A 17,854-nucleotide genomic window follows, 5' to 3' on the forward strand; every position below is an offset into this window, starting at 1 on the left:
AGAACGGCGCGTTGATCAAGAAGGCGTGATGTGAACGTGCGAGGCGCGATCAGCGCGGCTGCGCGAACCACCACATCGAAGTGATCCAGGCGTCCGCCGTATAGTACAGCGGCAACGTCTTCGGCCACGCAAGCCCGCGCTTGAACGCCACGCGATGCGTCGCGCTGTACCAGTGCGGAACGATGTAGTAGCCGTTGATCAGCACGCGATCGAGCGCATGCACGGCGTCGACCAGCTGCTCGCGCGTCTGCGCGGCGACGAGCGCGCGCAAAATCGCATCGACGGCCGGCGACTTCAGCCCGATCAGATTGCCCGAGCCCGGCTCGCCGGCGGCCTTGCTGCCGAAGCGGTCGATCATGTCCGCGCCGGGCACCTGCACATCCGGAAAGCGGATCGTCGTGACATCGAAGTCGAACGCATCGAGACGCTTCTGATACACCGCGAAGTCCGTCACGCGAAAGCGCGCCTCGATGCCGAGCTTCTGCAGGTTGCGCACATACGGCGCGATCACGGGCTCGAATGCCGCCGACGAACCCGAATCGTCGAGTATCTCGAACACGAACGGCTCGCCCTTCGCGTTGCGCAGCGCGCCGTCGCGATACGTCCAGCCCGCTTGCGCAAGCAGCGCGCGCGCTTCGAGCAGATTCGCGCGCAACGAGCCCGGCGAGTCCGTGTCGGGCTGCTTCGGCGGCACGCCGAGCACGGACGGATACAACTGCGCTCGCCATGGATCGAGCAGCTTCTGCTCGCCCGGCGACGGCAAGCCCTTCGCCTGCAAATCGGTGTTGACGAAGAAACTGTCGATCCGCTTGTACTGGTTGTAGAACAGCTGCCGGTCGAGCCATTGAAAATCGAGCGCGAGATCGAGCGCCTTGCGCACGCGCACGTCGGAGAAAATCGGCCGGCGCTGATTGAGGATGAAGCCCTGCATCCCCGTGCCGTTGTGATGCGGGAATTCGCGCTTGATCAACTCGCCGCTGTCGAACTTCTTGCCCACGTCGCGCCGCACCCAGTTGCGCGCGATGTTCTCGACGAGCGCGTCATACTCGCCCGCCTTGAACGCTTCGAGACGCGCGGTCGCATCCGAGTACAGCTTGTAGTTGATGCGCTCGAAGTTGTAGGTGCCGACGCGCACGGGCAGCTTTTCGCCCCAATAGTTCGGATCGCGCCTGTACGTGATCGTGCGCCCGTTGTCGTAGCTCTCGATCAGATATGGACCGCTGCCGATCGGCTTCTCGAATGCGAGCTGATCGAACGGCGTGCGGCTTCCGTCGGGCTTCATGCCCCACTTGCGCGAGAACACGGGCATGCCGCCCGCGAGCAGCGGCAACTCGCGGTCGCGCTGCTTGAACTCGAAGCGCACCGTCGCCGGATCGACGATCACGACGCGCGTGATGTCCGCGAAATACGCGGCGAATTGCGGCGCGGCCTGCGGGCTCTTCAACGTATCGAACGAGAACTTCACGTCCTCGGCGGTGACGGGATCGCCGTTCGAAAAGCGCGCGTGCGGGTTGATGTGAAATGTCGTCGACAGTCCGTCGGGCGCGACGTTGATATCGTCGGCAAGCAGGCCGTAGGCGGAGGCGACTTCGTCGGCACTACCCGTCGTCAGGCTTTCGAACAGCAACCCGATGCCGGGCGCCGCGCTGCCGCGCAGCGTGAACGGATTGAACTTGTCGAAGCTCGTCGAGCGGTCGGGATTCGCGAGCACGAGCGTGCCGCCGCGCGGCGCATCGGGATTGACGTAATCGAAGTGCTCGAAGTCGGGCGGATACTTCGGGTTGCCGTATTGCGCGATTGCGTATGCGGCTCGAGCATGCTGCATGCCCAAAGGCGACACGGCGATCAGCGAGCCCGCGCACACAGCCAATGCAGCGCGCGGCATCGTCCCGCAACGGGCACGCGACACGAGACGAATCAATGTGCGCCATATCGAGCGCGGCGCTTCAACCCGTCGCGTGCCTGTCGTCATGGGGGCCTTATTGGTCGGTGGTCGGTGGGCGGTTGCAATGTGAGAGAATTCTACCCAAAATCCTGCGCGTTCCCGCACTCTGTCATCGCGGCGCGCTGACCTCATTAGGAGAATTCATGGGCTTCCTCGCTGGTAAACGAATCTTGCTGACGGGCCTCCTGTCGAACCGTTCGATTGCATACGGTATCGCACAGGCCTGCAAGCGCGAAGGCGCCGAACTGGCGTTCACGTATGTCGGCGACCGCTTCAAGGACCGTATCACCGAGTTTGCGAACGAATTCGACAGCAACCTCGTGTTCCCGTGCGACGTCGCCGACGATGCGCAAATCGATGCGCTGTTCGCGTCGCTGAAAGAGCACTGGGACAGCCTCGACGGCCTCGTTCATTCGATCGGCTTTGCGCCGCGCGAAGCGATCGCGGGCGACTTCCTCGATGGCATGACGCGCGAAAACTTCCGCGTCGCGCACGACATCTCCGCGTACAGCTTCCCTGCTCTCGCGAAGGCCGCACTGCCGATGCTGTCGAACGACGCGGCACTGCTCACGCTGTCGTACCTCGGCGCGGAGAAGGCGATCCCGAACTACAACACGATGGGTCTCGCGAAGGCATCGCTCGAAGCAAGCGTGCGTTATCTGGCCGTATCGCTGGGCGCGAAGGGCATTCGCGTCAACGGCATTTCGGCTGGCCCGATCAAGACGCTCGCGGCAAGCGGCATCAAGGGCTTCGGCAAGATTCTCGACTTTGTCGAAGGCAACGCGCCGCTCAAGCGCAACGTCACGATCGAACAGGTCGGCAATGCGGCTGCATTCCTGATGTCCGATCTCGCCGCCGGCGTGACGGCTGAGATCATGCACGTCGACAGCGGCTTCAGCGCTGTGGTCGGCGGGATGGCTGCTGTCGGCGAATGATGATGTTATGAGGTGTGCGCGTTTGCGACACACGTGAATGTCTCCTCGTTGTCCGCGCAACGGGATAAAAAAACCGCCCCAGTGGGGCGGTTTTTTGTTGGCACGAACAGTTCAGTATTCGAATCAATGCCAGCCGTTGTGACGGCCGTTGTCCCAATGACCGTGATCATGGTCATAGCCGCCGCCATGATGCCTATACCATTCGTCACGACCCCAGTAACGGCGGCCATCCCAGTAACGGTCGCCGTGCCAGCCGATCACGACGACAGGCGCAGCCACGACGGGGGCCGGCTGATAGATGACGGGCGGCGGCGGGGGCGGAGGCGGCGCATAAACGGGCGCAGGCGCGACGTAGACGGGAGCGGGAATACCGATGTTGACACCGACGTTCAGTCCCCCAGCCATCGCCGCACTCGACGCGCCAATCGCCAGCACGCCGGCAATCAACGGGATAACACGCATGGACTTCATGGTTTCACCTTTTTGCGGAGTTGTTTGTGTTTATCGACTGCTTGATTCGAATATAACAAAGCAACGTTGAACGCGTATTTCAACTTTGTAATAACTGATGCATAACATCGCATTGAAGAGCGCGTCGTAATCTGCCGTTACACGCGACAGGTTTTGGTGATATCCGCGCCTGTTTCCACTGTCGTACGCGCGCAAATCTCGTCGCTTGGGCAATCGATTTGCAAAGCGCATAAAGCCATTCGATTGGTTATCCCAGGTAAAGAACGATTCGACAGGCTCGGCAAATGCTGTCTTTCAATCCAGCTCTCGATCGAAAGACATTGCACCGTACCGATGTTTACGGACGTATCGATGCAAAGTTGAACCGCGCTGATGCGCAGCCGCTCGAATAGGAATCGATGCAGCCGCGTCAACGCCAGATGCAAAGCTCAATACCGAATATCCACGGAAAAACGCGCGCAAAAAACAAAACCCCGCAGAGCCGCGGCTCTACGGGGTTTCCACCGCCATTTCTGGCGGAGACGGAGGGATTCGAACCCTCGATCCAGGTTTTGGCCCAGATGCTCCCTTAGCAGGGGAGTGCCTTCGACCTCTCGGCCACGTCTCCCAAATCTTCGCTCGCGCCAGGGAGGCAGCGCGACGAAGCCAAGATAATAGCGGGTTCGCAGTCCGAGGTCAATTTTTACTTCACACTTTTTGTGCCAGAAGCGTCAATCCGATGCCACTTCTTCGACCTTCGCACACTGCGCCGCGCTATCTCCAACAACCCTCACAATGTCCGTTGCCGAAGCATTCGGACATACGCGAGCGCATCATGCCTGATCGAGTTCGAACGCCTTATGCAGCGCGCGCACGGCGAGCTCCATGTACTTCTCGTCGATCAGCACCGAGATCTTGATTTCCGACGTGGAGATCATCTGGATGTTGATGCCCTCTTCCGACAGCGTGCGGAACATCTTGCTCGCGATGCCGACGTGCGAACGCATGCCGACGCCGACCACCGATACCTTCGACACCTTCGGATCGCCGAGCACTTTTTCTGCGCTCACGTGGTCCTTCACCTGGTTCGTGAGGATGTCCATCGCGCGCTGATAGTCGCCGCGACCGACCGTGAACGTGAACGCCGTCTTGCCCTCGACGCTCTGGTTCTGAATGATCATGTCGACATCGATATTCGCGTCGGCGACGGGGCCGAGGATCTGATATGCGATGCCCGGCTTGTCGGGCACACCCATCACGGCGATACGGGCTTCGTCACGCTGAAACGCGATTCCCGAGATGACTGCTTTTTCCATGGTTTCGTCTTCTTCAAAAGTAATCAGAGTGCCCGACTTCATTTCTTCGTCGAGCGACATCAGCGGGTCGGTCAGGCTGGACAGCACGCGCGTCTTGACCTGATATTTGCCGGCGAATTCGACCGAGCGGATCTGCAGCACCTTCGAACCGAGGCTGGCCATTTCCAGCATCTCTTCGAACGTCACGCGATCGAGGCGCCGCGCTTCTTCGACTACGCGCGGGTCCGTCGTGTAGACGCCATCGACGTCCGTGTAGATCAGGCATTCATCCGCTTTCAGCGCCGCGGCCACCGCGACCGCCGACGTGTCCGAGCCGCCGCGGCCGAGCGTCGTGATGTGGCCTTCCGGATCGATGCCCTGGAAGCCCGTGATGACGACGACCTTGCCTTCGTCGAGATCGCGCAGCACGCGATCGCCGTCGATGTCGCTGATGCGCGCTTTCGTGAACGCGCTATCCGTTTTCACGGGCACTTGCCAGCCGGTGTAGCTGACGGCATCGACGCCAGCCTCATGCAGCGCGATGGACAGCAGGCCGACGCTGACCTGTTCGCCCGTCGACGCGATCATGTCGAGTTCGCGCGGGCTGGGCTGGGGTGCGATCTCTTTCGCGAGGCCCAGCAGGCGGTTCGTTTCGCCGGACATCGCCGAGGGCACGACGACCATCTTGTGGCCCGCCTTGTGCCATTTCGCGACGCGCTTCGCGACGTTCTTGATGCGCTCGACCGAGCCCATCGATGTGCCGCCGTATTTGTGTACGATGAGTGCCATTGTCGTTCTGAACTGAAGGAGAAACTGGAGCTACGCGAACCGGCGCGCACCGCGCGCTGGAGACGGCCGCACAATAAGCACAGGGCACAACGTTCGGGAACGACGGCGGAGTGTGGCGGCACAGATGCAGCGCGCGTGCAGTACGCGCGGGATTTGCCCTGCAACCCTGTCGATGGACAGGACTGACGGACGCTAACGGGGTGGCTAACGGCTTGGAGCGCGCCCGGGCATTCGCATAAGAACAGCCGGGAATCACGACAAAAAGCGAGTCGGGCAAACAAGTTACACTACCCGATCGGGGCTAAAAAGACAAGCCAAAATCCCGGCAAAAGCCATTGCAAATGCTTGTCGGAGAAGGATTTGCGGCCGATGTTGCATGCGTGTGACCGCAATCGTCCCGTCGTCAGTCGCGCGTGAGCGCTGCGCGCGTCGTGCGCATGATTTGCTCCGCACTGCTGCACCGGCGCGCTACGCGAGCGTCAGATCCTCGCGCCATTCGATCCGGACGAAACGCGCATCCGGCACGTTCGCCTGCTGCTGCCCGGCTTCGTCGAGCGCCGCGCGGTTCGCGCCGATCAGCGGCACGAACAGCAGTTCATCGCCGACGAAAAGCAGTGGCACGTCGCGCCTCCATGACGGTACGCCGCGCTCCTGAAAGAGGTTTTTCAACGTGCGGCCCGGGCCGCTCGCCGCGCACCGCATCCGTTCGCCGCCCCTGCGCGAGCGCGCGATCAGCGGCGCCCGCGTGAGCATAGCGACGGGAATCGCGTCGGGATCGTCGGCGGCTACATCGCTGAACACGAACGTGCCGCGCCATTGCGGCAGGCGCCACACGCTTTCGCCTTGCCAGCTCAGAATGCCCTCGGCGCGCTCACCGAGCGCGGTTTCGTCGGCGGGATCGGCGCTGTCGCCTGCTTCCCAGTAAATTCGCCCGCGATAGCTGCGCAACGCGTGGCCCGCGTGATCGACGCGCAAGCTGTGCGCGTCGCCGATTTCGCGCAACTGACGCAGCGCATCCGTCAAACGCGCCGTCGATGCCGCCGGCAAGCCGAGCGTGCGCATCCAGTAACGCAGCACGTTCGCTGCGCGATCGTCATCGAGCGCGAGGAGCGCATCGCGCGAGAGCGCATCCGCTTCGTCGCTGCGCAGCGCTTGCAGATCGACGCGCGCGAGTTCGTCGAGCAGACGCTGTGCCGACGCCGCGTGCGCCGCCGTGCGCGCGAGCGCATCGCGAAAGCCGGGAAAGTGCACGGCAAGCGCGGGCAGCACATCGTGACGCAACGCGTTGCGCGCATAGCGCGTGTCGGCGTTCGACTCGTCGTCGATCCAGCGCAGATCGCGCGCATGCGCGTAACGTTCGAGCTGCGCGCGCAGCAGATGCAGCAGCGGACGCACGCGCGTCACGGGCGCCCCCGAAGGCAAATGCTCCGGCGCCATCGCCGCGAGCCCCGCAAGCCCCGCTCCGCGCAACAGCTGGAGCAGCACTGTCTCCGCCTGATCGTCCGCGTGCTGCGCAAGCCACAGCACCTGCACCCGATGCTGCGCGCACAACGCATCGAGCGCCCGATAACGCGCATCGCGCGCCGCTGCTTCTATACTCACGCCCGCCGCGCGCTGCACGTCGACATGCAGCGACGCGAACTCGACGCCCCGCTCGCGCGCGAATGCCTTGCAATGCGCGAGCCAATCGTCGGCGTTCGGACTCAGACCGTGATGGATATGAAAAGCGATGCAGCGCGCCGCGCCGCCGACCCGCACGGCCGCATCGAGCAACACGGTCGAGTCAACGCCGCCGCTATACGCGATCGCAACGCGCGCGTTGGCGGGCAAGGCCGTAAACGCCACGCCGACCGCGTCGATAACGAGGCGGTCGGCGGATGTGTCAGCTGAGGGGGTCACGGTGTGACGGCGCGCGAAGCGCCTTCTGAAGGGACGCAAGCGCGCTTACGCGCCCGGCGTCGTTTCCTTGAACTTGCCGTAGGCCATCAGGCGCTCGAAACGGCGTTCACGCAGATCGCTCGTGCTCATGCCCTGGAACTGGCGCAGCGAGTCGGCGAGCGCGCGGCGCAGCAGCGCGGCCATACCCTTCGGATCGCGATGCGCGCCACCGAGCGGCTCATTGACGATCTTGTCGATCAGGCCCAGCGCCTTCAGACGATGTGCGGTCAGGCCCAGCGCTTCGGCCGCTTCCGGCGCCTTCGCGGCGCTCTTCCACAGAATCGACGCGCAGCCTTCCGGCGAGATCACCGAGTAAGTCGAGAACTGCAGCATCAGCACGCTATCGGCGACGGCGACAGCCAGCGCGCCGCCCGATCCGCCTTCGCCGATGATCGTCGAGATGATCGGCGTCTTCAGTTCGGCCATCACGTACAGATTGCGGCCGATCGCTTCCGACTGGCCGCGCTCTTCCGCGCCGATGCCCGGGTACGCGCCCGGCGTGTCGATGAACGTGAAAAGCGGCAGGCCGAACTTCTCGGCGAGACGCATCAGGCGCTCGGCCTTGCGATAGCCTTCAGGACGCGGCATGCCGAAGTTGCGCAGCGCACGTTCCTTCGTGTCGCGGCCCTTTTGATGGCCGATCACCATGCACGGCTGGCCGTTGAAACGCGCAAGGCCGCCGACGATCGACAAATCGTCCGCAAACGAGCGGTCGCCATGCAGTTCGTGGAAATCGGTGAACAGTTCGTTGACGTAATCCTGCGTGTACGGACGCTGCGGATGACGCGCGATTTGCGAAACCTGCCACGGCGTCAGGTTCGTATACAGATCCTTCGTGAGTTGCTGGCTCTTTTTCGACAGCCGCTCGATCTCTTCCGAAATATCGACGGCCGAATCGTCCTGCACGAAGCGCAATTCTTCGATTTTCGCTTCGAGCTCGGCGATCGGCTGCTCGAAATCCAGAAAGGTGGTCTTCATTGGTTTTTAATCCTTGGACTTACCGGCAGCGCGTATTCTAACCGCGCGCGGCCGCGTCAAAACCGTCTCAAAACTATTAATTCTAACAAATCAATAGTCCGGATCGGCAATCGCTTTTTCCGTCAGCTGCCCGCGGGCGACGGATCGAGACTGCGCCACATGTACCACGTCGCGACGGTACGCCACGGCTCCCAGTTCGCGGCGACTTCGCGCGCTTCGCTGCGTGTCACCGGCTCCCCGCTGAAATAGTTGTGGCTGATCGCCTGGATGAGATTCGGATCGTCGAGCGGCAGGACGTCCGGACGCGACAGGTCGAAAATCAGGAACATCTCGGCCGTCCAGCGGCTGATGCCGCGGATCTGCGTGAGCTCGGCGATCACGTCCTCGTCTTCCATCGACGTCCATTTGCCGACGTGCAGCGCGCCCGATACGAAGTGATGCGCGAGATCGAGAATGTACTCGGCCTTGCGCTTCGACACGCCGCAACCCGTCAGATTGTCCTGGCCGAGCTTGATGATCTGCTGCGGCACGAGCTTCGGACACGCTGCGACAATGCGCCGCCACATCGCCTGCGCCGAGGCGACGGAAATCTGCTGGCCGACCACCGAGCGCGCGAGCGTGACGAACGGATCGGCGCGGCTCGACAGATGGACGGGGCCGAACTTCGGAATCAGCTTCTTGAGAATGCGATCGCGCTTGACGAGATCGGCGCATGCCTTGTCCCAGTACGCGGGGCGCGTGACGGCCGATGCGGCCGCATCGCTTTGCGCCGAAGCAGCGTCACCGTCCGCCGACGACGCAGCGCGCGTCTTGCGCGCCGTGTCGCCATCCTGGCTTTCGCGCGCGAATTCCTGCAGATCGCCCGCAAGTTCGGGCGGCAGCGAACCGTTACCCTTGACCTGTGCGGCGCGCGTGCGCGACGGCTTGGCAGCGTGTGTCTCGGGCAGGTCCGCTCCGTTGGGCAGGCGTTTCGCCGATGCCTGCTTCGCGAGCGCGCCCTGCGAATTCGCCGTGCCCGTCGCAGGGTCCTTTTTACGCGCGGCATGCTGGCCAGCCTTCACGCCTTTCGCCGATGCCGATTTCGTTGCCACCTTCGCTGCGCCCTTCGCGGCGACGCCGCTTCGCGCACGCACTGCCTTTACGTTTGCTGACGCGTTTGATTGAGACGTGGCCCGTTTAGCCGGCGTCTTCGTGGCCGTTGCCATCCTGCCTCCTGCCTGGCGAGTCGATCAGTGGGAAGTACGAGGTGCGCTCAAACGCGCCGCCACTCGGTCAACCCGCCCGGTTTGTCTTCGAGCGCAACACCGGCGTCCAGCAATTCCTTGCGGATCCGGTCTGCCTCGGCGTAGTCCTTTGCCTGCTTCGCGGCGACGCGCGCGGCGATCTTCGCTTCGATCGCTGCCACATCCAGCGCGCCCTCGCCTTCAGTCCCCGCCGCTTGTTGCAGATACGCGCGCGGCTCGCGGTCGAGCAACCCGAGCACGTGCGCAAGACCCCGCAATTGCCGTGCAAGCGCCGCATCGCGTGTGCGGTTGACTTCGCTTGCCAGTTCGAACAGCACGGAAACGGCGACAGGCGTATTGAAGTCGTCGTTCATCGCCGCGCGAAAACGTTGCGCGTACGCTTCGTTCCAGTCGACTTCGCCCGCTTCCGGCGCCGTGTCCTTCAATGCCGTGTAAAGACGCGTGAGCGCGCTGCGCGCATCGTCGAGATGCGTATCGCTGTAGTTCAGCGGCGAACGGTAATGCGCACGTGCAATGAAGAAACGCACGACTTCGGCATCGTACTTCGCGAGCACTTCGCGGATCGTGAAGAAGTTGCCGAGCGACTTCGACATCTTCTCATTGTCGATCTGCACGTAGCCGTTGTGCATCCAGTAATTGACGAAGGTTTGTCCGGTAGCGCCTTCGCTTTGTGCGATCTCGTTCTCGTGGTGCGGAAACTGCAGATCCTGTCCGCCGCCATGAATGTCGAAACGATCGCCGAGCAGCGTGCAGCCCATCGCCGAGCACTCGATGTGCCAGCCGGGACGCCCGCGCCCGTACTTCGAATCCCAGCCGGTGTCGGCGGGCTCGTCGGGCTTCGACTGCTTCCACAGCACGAAGTCGAGCGGGTCCTGCTTTGCGTCGTTGGCGGCCACGCGCTCGCCCGCGCGCAGGTCTTCGAGCGACTTGCCCGACAGCGCGCCATAGTGCGCGAACTTGCGCACCGCGTAGTTCACGTCGCCGTCGGTGGCTTGGTATGCGTAGCCGTTTGCTTCCAGCTTCTCGATCATGCCAAGCATCTGCGGAATGAAATCCGTCGCGCGCGGTTCGAGATCGGGACGCTCGATGCCGAGCGCGTCCGCATCTTCATGCAGTGCCGCGATGAAGCGATTGGTCAGCGACTTGATGGTCTCGCCGTTTTCGACCGCGCGGCGAATGATCTTGTCGTCGATGTCGGTGATGTTTTGCACATAGGTGACCTTGTAGCCGAGCGTGCGCAGCCAGCGCTGCACGACGTCGAAGACCACCATGACCCGCGCATGGCCCACGTGACAGTAGTCGTACACCGTCATCCCACAGACATACATGCGCACTTCGCCTTCATGAAGCGGCACGAAATTTTGCTTGTCACGCGCGAGCGTGTTGTAGATGCGCAGAGATTCCATAGAGACGATGCGTGGGCCGAAAGAAATCCGCTTGGTGTTCGTTCATACCGCGCCCGATAAAAGCAAGCAACCCAGTCGTGCATTCCAGGCATGTAACCCCATGCACGAACACAGGCGGCGCGGCATGACTGACAGCATGTTGCGCACCGCGTGCGGAATCAGGCTGACGTCAAGGCGGGGACGACCACGAGTGGCGAAAGACAGTCTGAGGCTCGACGGAACGCGCAGACCTTTTGTTAGAATGGGTCGGAGTATAACATCCTGACCTGAGCCTATGAAACACTCCAGCGGCCGCGCACGAGGCGCCAAGCCCCTCTTCGCGACGGCGCTCCGTTCGACGTTTCGCGCCACGTTCCGCCCGACTTTTGCGGCGGCTTTGAGCGCGGCAGCGGGCACGGTCTGCTGCGGCCTCGCCCTCACGGTCCTGCCCGTTTCACCGGCTCTGGCGCAAAAGGCTTCGACCATTCCACACGGCGCCGCCGTGCGCGACGTGACGCCGGACGCCGATGTGTCCATCGAGCAGAAGAACTGGACGGCCGCCCTTGCGCAGCTCGACAACCGCATCGCCGCGAATCCGCGCGACGCCCAGGCGAAGTTCAAGCGCGCCACCGTGCTTGCCCGCCTGAACCGCGACGACGAAGCCATCGCCGCCTTCACCGAACTCACGCAGACCTACCCCGAACTGCCCGAGCCGTACAACAACCTCGCCGCGCTCTACGCGAAGCAGGGCCGCTATACGGAAGCGCGCGCCGCGCTGGAAACGGCCGTCAAGGCGAGCCCCGGCTACGGTCTCGCGTATGAAAATCTCGGCGACCTGTATCTGCGCATGGCCGATCAGGCCTATCGACGCGCCCAGAGTCTGGGCAGCGCGAATGGCGCGACGAACCAGCGTATCGCCGACATCGAGAAGATCGTGGCGCCGCGCAAGACGGCTGCAAAAAAGACCGTGCGGCCCTCTACCGAAACCATCGATTACACGAATCGGGCCACGACGAACATCACCAACACGCCGGGCTTCCAGTTCGGCGGCCCGAACGGTTCGCTGGCGACCCCACCGTACGTTGCACCGTCGCAGTGAGCGCGCTTGCGCGCATGCCTTCGGGCAGCGCGTTGGCCGCCGTTTTTCTCATTTGAGTTCACCCCGAGGATTTACATGAAATGGTTGACGTTGGCGCTCGGCAGCGCCGCCCTGATCGCAAATGCGCCGGCTTTTGCGCAGAACGGTGCACAGGCTGCGCATCCGTCCGTTCTCTTGAAGACGTCGGAAGGCGATATCCGCGTGGAGTTGTATCCTGAGAAAGCGCCGAAGACGGTCGCCAATTTCCTCGACTACGTGAAATCCGGTCAATATAACGGGACGATCTTTCATCGTGTGATTCCCGGCTTCATGATCCAGGGCGGTGGCTATACGACGAGCTTCGCGGAAAAGCCGACGCGCGCGCCGATCCCGCTCGAAAGCCGCAATGGACTGAAGAACATGACGGGCGCGATCGCGATGGCGCGCACGAGCGACCCGAATTCGGCGACGGCCCAGTTCTTCATCAACACGGTCGACAACGCGGGCCTCGACTATCCGAATCCGGACGGCAACGGCTATGCGGTGTTCGGCAAGGTGACATCGGGGATGGATGTCGTGAAGAAGATCGAAGCAACGCCGACGACCTCGCGCGGCCCGATGGGCGATGTGCCGCAAAAGCAGATCGTGATCCAGTCGGCGACAATTGTCGGTAAATGACAGTCGGTATGTGACTGCCGGCAGGTCGCTGCCGGCAAGTCGCGTTGACAGGCAGCATGACGTCCGGACGGAAACGGGAGCCGCCCGGACGTCACGGAAAGACGCCCGATAGCGGACGACGCATTTGCAAACAGGGTGACGCGCAAGCCGCATGCATGGGACGAACCACGCAGCGCATGCTCGCGCTACACCGGAATTAACCATGCCACGGGCGCGGGTTGCCGGCCGCTCAAATGGCCATGCACCGCGCTCCCCACTCACTTAGACCTAAAGGAAAACATCATGGTTGAACTGCACACGAACCACGGCGTCATCAAGCTGGAACTGGACGCCGAGAAGGCGCCGAAGTCGGTCGAGAACTTCCTCGCCTACGTGAAGGCCGGTCATTATGACAACACGGTGTTCCACCGCGTGATCGACGGCTTCATGATCCAGGGCGGCGGCTTCGAGCCCGGCATGCAGCAGAAGCCGACCAACGCGCCGATCGCGAATGAAGCGAACAACGGCCTGAAGAACGTGAAGGGTTCGATCGCGATGGCGCGCACGAATGATCCGCACTCGGCGACGGCCCAGTTCTTCATCAACGTCAACGACAACGACTTCCTGAACCATTCGTCGCCGACGCCGCAAGGCTGGGGCTATGCCGTGTTCGGCAAGGTCGTCGAAGGCCTCGACGTCGTCGATGCGATCCGCAAGGTGAAAACGGGTTCGAAGGGCTTTCACCAGGACGTGCCCGTCGACGACGTGATCATCGAAAAGGCCGTCGTGGTCGAGTAAGACGATTACTCAAACGGTCAGCAACTTCTTATCGAAGAGCTGAGCAACTGAGAGAAGCACACTTCAAATGCTGCAAGAAACGCCGCTGCGGAGTGTCGCTGCGGGCGTGCCTGGCGAGGGCAAACGCCCACACGCGGCGCGCCCGTTTTTTTTCATCTCGGATCTGCACCTGAGCGAGTCGATCCCGCACACGGTTGCCGCGTTCCAGCACTTCATCAACGTGACGGCCGAGCACGCGGATTCCGTTTTCATCCTCGGCGATCTGTTCGAATACTGGATCGGCGACGACATGCTCGCCGAGCCCTTCCCCGCCCGCATGGCAAAGCTGATGCATACGCTGTCGGAGCGCGGCATCGCGCTCTACATCATGCACGGCAACCGCGACTTCCTGCTGGGCAAGCGCTTCATGAAAGCGGCGGGCGCGATCTGGCTGCCCGATCCGTTCGTCATCACTGCATTCGGCACCAAGATCGCGCTCACGCACGGCGATGCGCAATGCACCGCGGACCGCCGCTATCAGCACTTTCGCGGCTTCGCGCGCAATCAATTCGCGCAGTGGCTGTTTCTGGTGTGGCCGTACCGCTGGCGCAAGGCGCTGGCCGAAAAGATGCGCCGCTCGAGCGAGTCGGGACGCATGCGTCCCGTAACGCCGCGTTACGACGTGACGTCGGAGGGCATCGCCGCGCTCTTCAAGAAGACGAAGACGGCAACGATCATTCATGGCCACACGCATCGGCCCGCGCTGCATCACGAAAAAGGCGGCATGCGCTGGGTGCTGCCCGATTGGGACCTCGATCACGGCGAGCGCCGTGGAGGTTACGTGCGTATCGATTCAGAAGGGATCAAGGCGCTGCGGCTGGACAAGTAGTGCGACGTGACCCGGTTGGGCGCGCGAGCATGCATCGGCGCGGTTCGCGACCGGCAAATCGAGCCTGTCCATCCTTCAAGACAGCGCTGCGCTCCGTTCGGAACTGACGGGCACGCGTGCTTCGCGCGTGCCTCGAGTCCCGCTTGCAACGAGCGCCTGATCAGCGCGCCGCTTCCTCGACCTTCCCGTCCATCGCCGCCGACAGGCGACGCAAATCCACCAGCGCCCCATCGGCGCCCTGGAGGGCTTCGAGACTCGCACCGAGGCGCTCGAGCGCGGCTACGATTTCGTCGATGCGCTGTGATTGCGTCGCCGCGTGGTCGATCAGCCCATGGATCGCGAGCGACACGGGATCGTCGGCGTTCGGCGTAATGCCGTACGCGCAGAAAGCAGCACGCGCGGGGGCCGCCTTGGCATCGGCGGCCTTCGCATCGGCGGCCGGCGACAGGGCAGCCGTCGCCGTGGCGGGCGCGATCACGCGCGCCGGATTGCCCACGGCCGTGCCGCCCGCGGGCACGGGCTTCACGACGACGGCGTTCGAGCCGATCTTCGCGTCCGCGCCGATCGTGAAGCCGCCCAGCACCTTCGCACCCGCGCCAACGATCACGCCGCGCTCGAGCGTCGGATGGCGCTTCGCGCCGCGCGTGAGCGACGTGCCGCCGAGCGTGACGCCCTGGTAGATCGTGCAGTCGTCGCCGATTTCAGCCGTCTCGCCGATCACGACGCCCATGCCGTGATCGATGAACACGCGCCGCCCGACCGTCGCGCCCGGGTGGATCTCGATGCCCGTCATGAAGCGGCCGAACTGCGATACGAAGCGCGCGAGCCACCGGCGCTTCGCGCGCCAGCACGCATGCGCGAAGCGATGGAACATCAGCGCGTGCAAGCCCGGATAGCATGTGAGGACTTCCCAGGCGCTGCGAGCGGCGGGATCGCGCTCGCGGATCGTGGCAATGTCTTCTCGGAGTCTCGTGAACATGGCAGTGAGGCTGTCGTAGGGATTGAGCGCTGCCGTTTGCATCCGCTTGCATCCATTGCAGACGGAGCGCTTTGCTTATGACGTTTTCGGGTCATTGTAGGGCGAATGTGCAAAAGCTGCCGGAAGTCCACGCGATCGATAAGGCTTGAGATTTTGCGCGCCAGGCCAGGAGCGAAAGTGCATCTGCATCGGGCGTTCAAGCCCGTCCGCTGGCGCTTTTGCCGCCCCGCCTGGTTGCCTCGAATGCTCACAGCCACGCAGCAGCTTCCGCACAACGCGCCAACGGACGCAAAAGCTGGCGCAAAACGCTGACGCAAAAGACTAGTATCCGGACGCAACGCAGGCCGGTCTGCACTCACTCCTGCTCGCCGTCGCGCCCTTTGGCCTTCAGCAGAATGTGCTTCGCGATCCCCCGCACGATATTGACCTCTTCGCGTTCGAGACCCGAGCGCGCGAAGAGCCGCCGCAACCGCGACATCAGCTTCTTCGGATTGCCGGGATCGAGGAAGTCGAGCGCAATCAACGCGTTTTCCAGGTGCACGTACATGCGTTCGATCTCGTCGCTGGGGGCGAACGTGCCCGCGCTGCCCGGCGGCGGCTCCGTGTTCGCGCCCTCGCCTTCGACCAGATACGCGATGCGAAGCTCATACGACAGCACCTGGATGGCTTGCGCGAGATTCAGCGAGCTATAGGCGGGATTGGCCGGAATATGCGCGAGTGCGCTGCACCGCTCGACGTCTTCATTCGACAGCCCTGTACGCTCGTTGCCGAACACGAGCGCGATATCGCCGTGCGCGGCATGCTCGCGGGCCTGCATCGCGGCGGCGCGCGGCGCGAGCTGCGGCGGCCCGTACTCGCGGGCGCGCGCCGTCAGCGCGAGCGACCATTGCGCGCCCGAGAGCGCGTCGGCGAGCGTCGGCACGACATGTGCGGACGCAAGCACGTCGTCCGCGCCGCTCGCCATCGCGATCGCATCCGGATCGTTTTTCACGTCGGGCGAGCGCGGCGACACCAGCACGAGGCGCGAGAATCCCATCGTCTTCAGCGCCCGCGCCGCCGCGCCGACGTTGCCTGGATGACTTGGCTGGACGAGCACGAAGCGCGTCGACGTAAAGCCGCCGCCGATGCTGTTCGCACTGTCGGAAGCGGTATTGGACTGGGGTGATGAAGGCGTTTGAACCACGATAAGCTGGATGGCAAGGAAACAGTAATGGTAGCGCCAAGCCGTGCTCCGTTTCCATCTGCCGTTTGGCTAATGTTTCGTTTGTTGCCGGTTTGTTGCCGGTTTGTTGCCCGCTTGACGCCCCTGTCGTTCGCCTTGCCCCGTTGGTCCAGGATGGCTCTATTCCGCCAGAGACCCGTGATGTCCAGGCAAAAGCCAGATAAAACTCAGGTAAAATCCCGACATTCGCGCCGTGCCCGCCCGCCCGTCACAAGGCACTCATGCCACCGCGCATCGCTCTTCTTCAATTCGTCTCCGTCGACGGAATGTGTGTCCAGGCTTCGACGCAGTCTTGCCCGGCGCCCGTTTCGCGTGATTTACAGCTTATTTTCAGCTCAACACCGGACAGCTGCCATGCGCGTCCGGCACAAGGATCAGGCTCATGCATCCCATGCTCAATATCGCTGTCAAGGCCGCTCGCCGCGCCGGGCAGATCATCAACCGCGCGTCGCTTGATCTCGACCTCGTGCAGGTCAGCAAGAAGCAGCACAACGATTTCGTCACGGAGGTCGACAAGGCGTCGGAAGCGGCCATCATCGAAACGCTGACCACCGCCTACCCCGATCATTCGATCCTCGCCGAAGAATCCGGCGAATCGGGCAGCGAGTCCGAATTCCAGTGGATCATCGATCCCCTCGACGGCACCACGAACTTCATCCACGGCTTCCAGTACTACTGCGTGTCGATCGCGCTTGCGCACAAGGGCATCGTCACGCAAGCCGTCGTCTATGACCCGACGCGCAACGATCTCTTCACTGCATCGCGCGGCCGCGGCGCGTATCTGAACGACCGGCGCATCCGCGTCGGCCGCCGCGACCGGCTCGCCGACGGCCTGATCGGCACGGGCTTCCCGTTCCGCGAAAAGGACACGCTCGAGCCATACACGCAACTCTTCGCCGAGATGACGAAAGCGTGCGCCGGCCTGCGCCGCCCGGGCGCGGCCGCGCTCGATCTGGCGAACGTCGCGGCGGGCCGGCTCGACGGCTTCTTCGAGCAAGGCATAAGCGCGTGGGACATGGCAGCGGGCAGCCTGCTGATCACGGAAGCGGGCGGCCTCGTCGGCAACTACACGGGCGATTCGGACTTCCTGCACAAGCATGAGATCGTCGCGGGCAACCCGAAGATATACGCGCAGATGATTCCGATCCTGTCGCGCTACACGCGCACGAAGGAACAAGCAGCCTAAGACGCTGCGTGCATTCGACAAGCGGCTTCGGCCGCTTTTTTCGTATGGGAGCGCCGCTTTTGCTGCGCGGCGCCACGGGCTGCCAGATGCACTGCAAGCGGGGCTCA

The 17,854-nt window shown here is 63.1% G+C and carries 15 protein-coding genes and 1 tRNA gene; 6 read left to right on the top strand and 10 right to left on the bottom strand.

The features are described from left to right. Positions 1-49: 49 nt before the first annotated feature. Positions 50-1,972 carry an extracellular solute-binding protein gene (locus tag BN2476_RS17450; protein WP_087735415.1) on the bottom strand — a complete coding sequence of 641 codons (1,923 nt, stop codon included), beginning with the start codon at positions 1,970-1,972 and terminating at the stop codon, positions 50-52. A gap of 116 nt (positions 1,973-2,088) precedes the next feature. Between BN2476_RS17450 and fabI the strand changes: the two genes are divergently transcribed. After that, a complete protein-coding gene (gene fabI / locus BN2476_RS17455) occupies positions 2,089-2,880 on the top strand; it encodes an enoyl-ACP reductase FabI (RefSeq protein WP_087735416.1) in 792 nt (263 codons plus the stop codon). A gap of 123 nt (positions 2,881-3,003) precedes the next feature. Here the strand turns inward: fabI and BN2476_RS17460 are convergent, their stop codons facing one another. The 7 genes from BN2476_RS17460 to cysS form a co-directional block, all read right to left on the bottom strand. Next, a complete protein-coding gene (locus tag BN2476_RS17460; RefSeq protein ID WP_087735417.1) occupies positions 3,004-3,351 on the bottom strand; it encodes a hypothetical protein in 348 nt (115 codons plus the stop codon). 513 nt (positions 3,352-3,864) lie between these two features. Continuing rightward, positions 3,865-3,958 (bottom strand) — tRNA-Ser (locus BN2476_RS17465). 205 nt (positions 3,959-4,163) lie between these two features. Next, the gene (locus BN2476_RS17470; RefSeq protein WP_087735418.1) at positions 4,164-5,414 is read right to left on the bottom strand and encodes an aspartate kinase; all 1,251 of its coding nucleotides are present in this window, start codon (positions 5,412-5,414) and stop codon (positions 4,164-4,166) included. 468 nt (positions 5,415-5,882) lie between these two features. Continuing rightward, positions 5,883-7,313, bottom strand: coding sequence for a tRNA lysidine(34) synthetase TilS (tilS, locus tag BN2476_RS17475; protein ID WP_087735419.1), 1,431 nt, complete (start codon positions 7,311-7,313; stop codon positions 5,883-5,885). Between the two features lie 45 nt (positions 7,314-7,358). Next, a complete protein-coding gene (locus BN2476_RS17480) occupies positions 7,359-8,330 on the bottom strand; it encodes an acetyl-CoA carboxylase carboxyltransferase subunit alpha (RefSeq protein ID WP_087735420.1) in 972 nt (323 codons plus the stop codon). A 122-nt stretch (positions 8,331-8,452) separates the two neighbouring features. Continuing rightward, a complete protein-coding gene (locus BN2476_RS17485) occupies positions 8,453-9,535 on the bottom strand; it encodes a DNA-3-methyladenine glycosylase family protein (protein ID WP_087735421.1) in 1,083 nt (360 codons plus the stop codon). Positions 9,536-9,582: 47 nt separating this feature from the next. Beyond that, a complete protein-coding gene (cysS, locus tag BN2476_RS17490; RefSeq protein ID WP_087735422.1) occupies positions 9,583-10,980 on the bottom strand; it encodes a cysteine--tRNA ligase in 1,398 nt (465 codons plus the stop codon). Positions 10,981-11,254: 274 nt separating this feature from the next. Between cysS and BN2476_RS17495 the strand changes: the two genes are divergently transcribed. The 4 genes from BN2476_RS17495 (at position 11,255) to BN2476_RS17510 (ending at position 14,360) form a co-directional block, all read left to right on the top strand. Beyond that, entirely contained in the window at positions 11,255-12,058 is an 804-nt protein-coding gene (locus BN2476_RS17495; protein WP_087735423.1) for a tetratricopeptide repeat protein, read from the top strand. A 75-nt stretch (positions 12,059-12,133) separates the two neighbouring features. Next, entirely contained in the window at positions 12,134-12,715 is a 582-nt protein-coding gene (locus BN2476_RS17500) for a peptidylprolyl isomerase (RefSeq protein WP_087735424.1), read from the top strand. 282 nt (positions 12,716-12,997) lie between these two features. Continuing rightward, positions 12,998-13,492, top strand: a complete 495-nt coding sequence (locus tag BN2476_RS17505) for a peptidylprolyl isomerase (RefSeq protein ID WP_012400789.1) — start codon at positions 12,998-13,000, stop codon at positions 13,490-13,492. Between the two features lie 67 nt (positions 13,493-13,559). After that, a complete protein-coding gene (locus BN2476_RS17510; RefSeq protein ID WP_087735425.1) occupies positions 13,560-14,360 on the top strand; it encodes a UDP-2,3-diacylglucosamine diphosphatase in 801 nt (266 codons plus the stop codon). A 160-nt stretch (positions 14,361-14,520) separates the two neighbouring features. On the opposite strand, the gene cysE is transcribed toward BN2476_RS17510, so the two are convergent. Both cysE and BN2476_RS17520 read right to left on the bottom strand, forming a co-directional pair. Then, positions 14,521-15,339, bottom strand: a complete 819-nt coding sequence (gene cysE, locus BN2476_RS17515) for a serine O-acetyltransferase (RefSeq protein WP_087735525.1) — start codon at positions 15,337-15,339, stop codon at positions 14,521-14,523. 355 nt (positions 15,340-15,694) lie between these two features. Beyond that, on the bottom strand, positions 15,695-16,522 hold the full coding sequence (locus BN2476_RS17520; protein WP_235850868.1) for an RNA methyltransferase: 828 nt from the start codon (positions 16,520-16,522) through the stop codon (positions 15,695-15,697). Between the two features lie 421 nt (positions 16,523-16,943). On the opposite strand from BN2476_RS17520, the gene BN2476_RS17525 reads away from it, so the two are divergent. Beyond that, positions 16,944-17,747, top strand: coding sequence for an inositol monophosphatase family protein (locus tag BN2476_RS17525; RefSeq protein ID WP_087735427.1), 804 nt, complete (start codon positions 16,944-16,946; stop codon positions 17,745-17,747). Positions 17,748-17,854: the final 107 nt, after the last annotated feature.

Source organism: Paraburkholderia piptadeniae (assembly GCF_900007165.1).
GTDB classification, from domain to species: domain Bacteria; phylum Pseudomonadota; class Gammaproteobacteria; order Burkholderiales; family Burkholderiaceae; genus Paraburkholderia; species Paraburkholderia piptadeniae.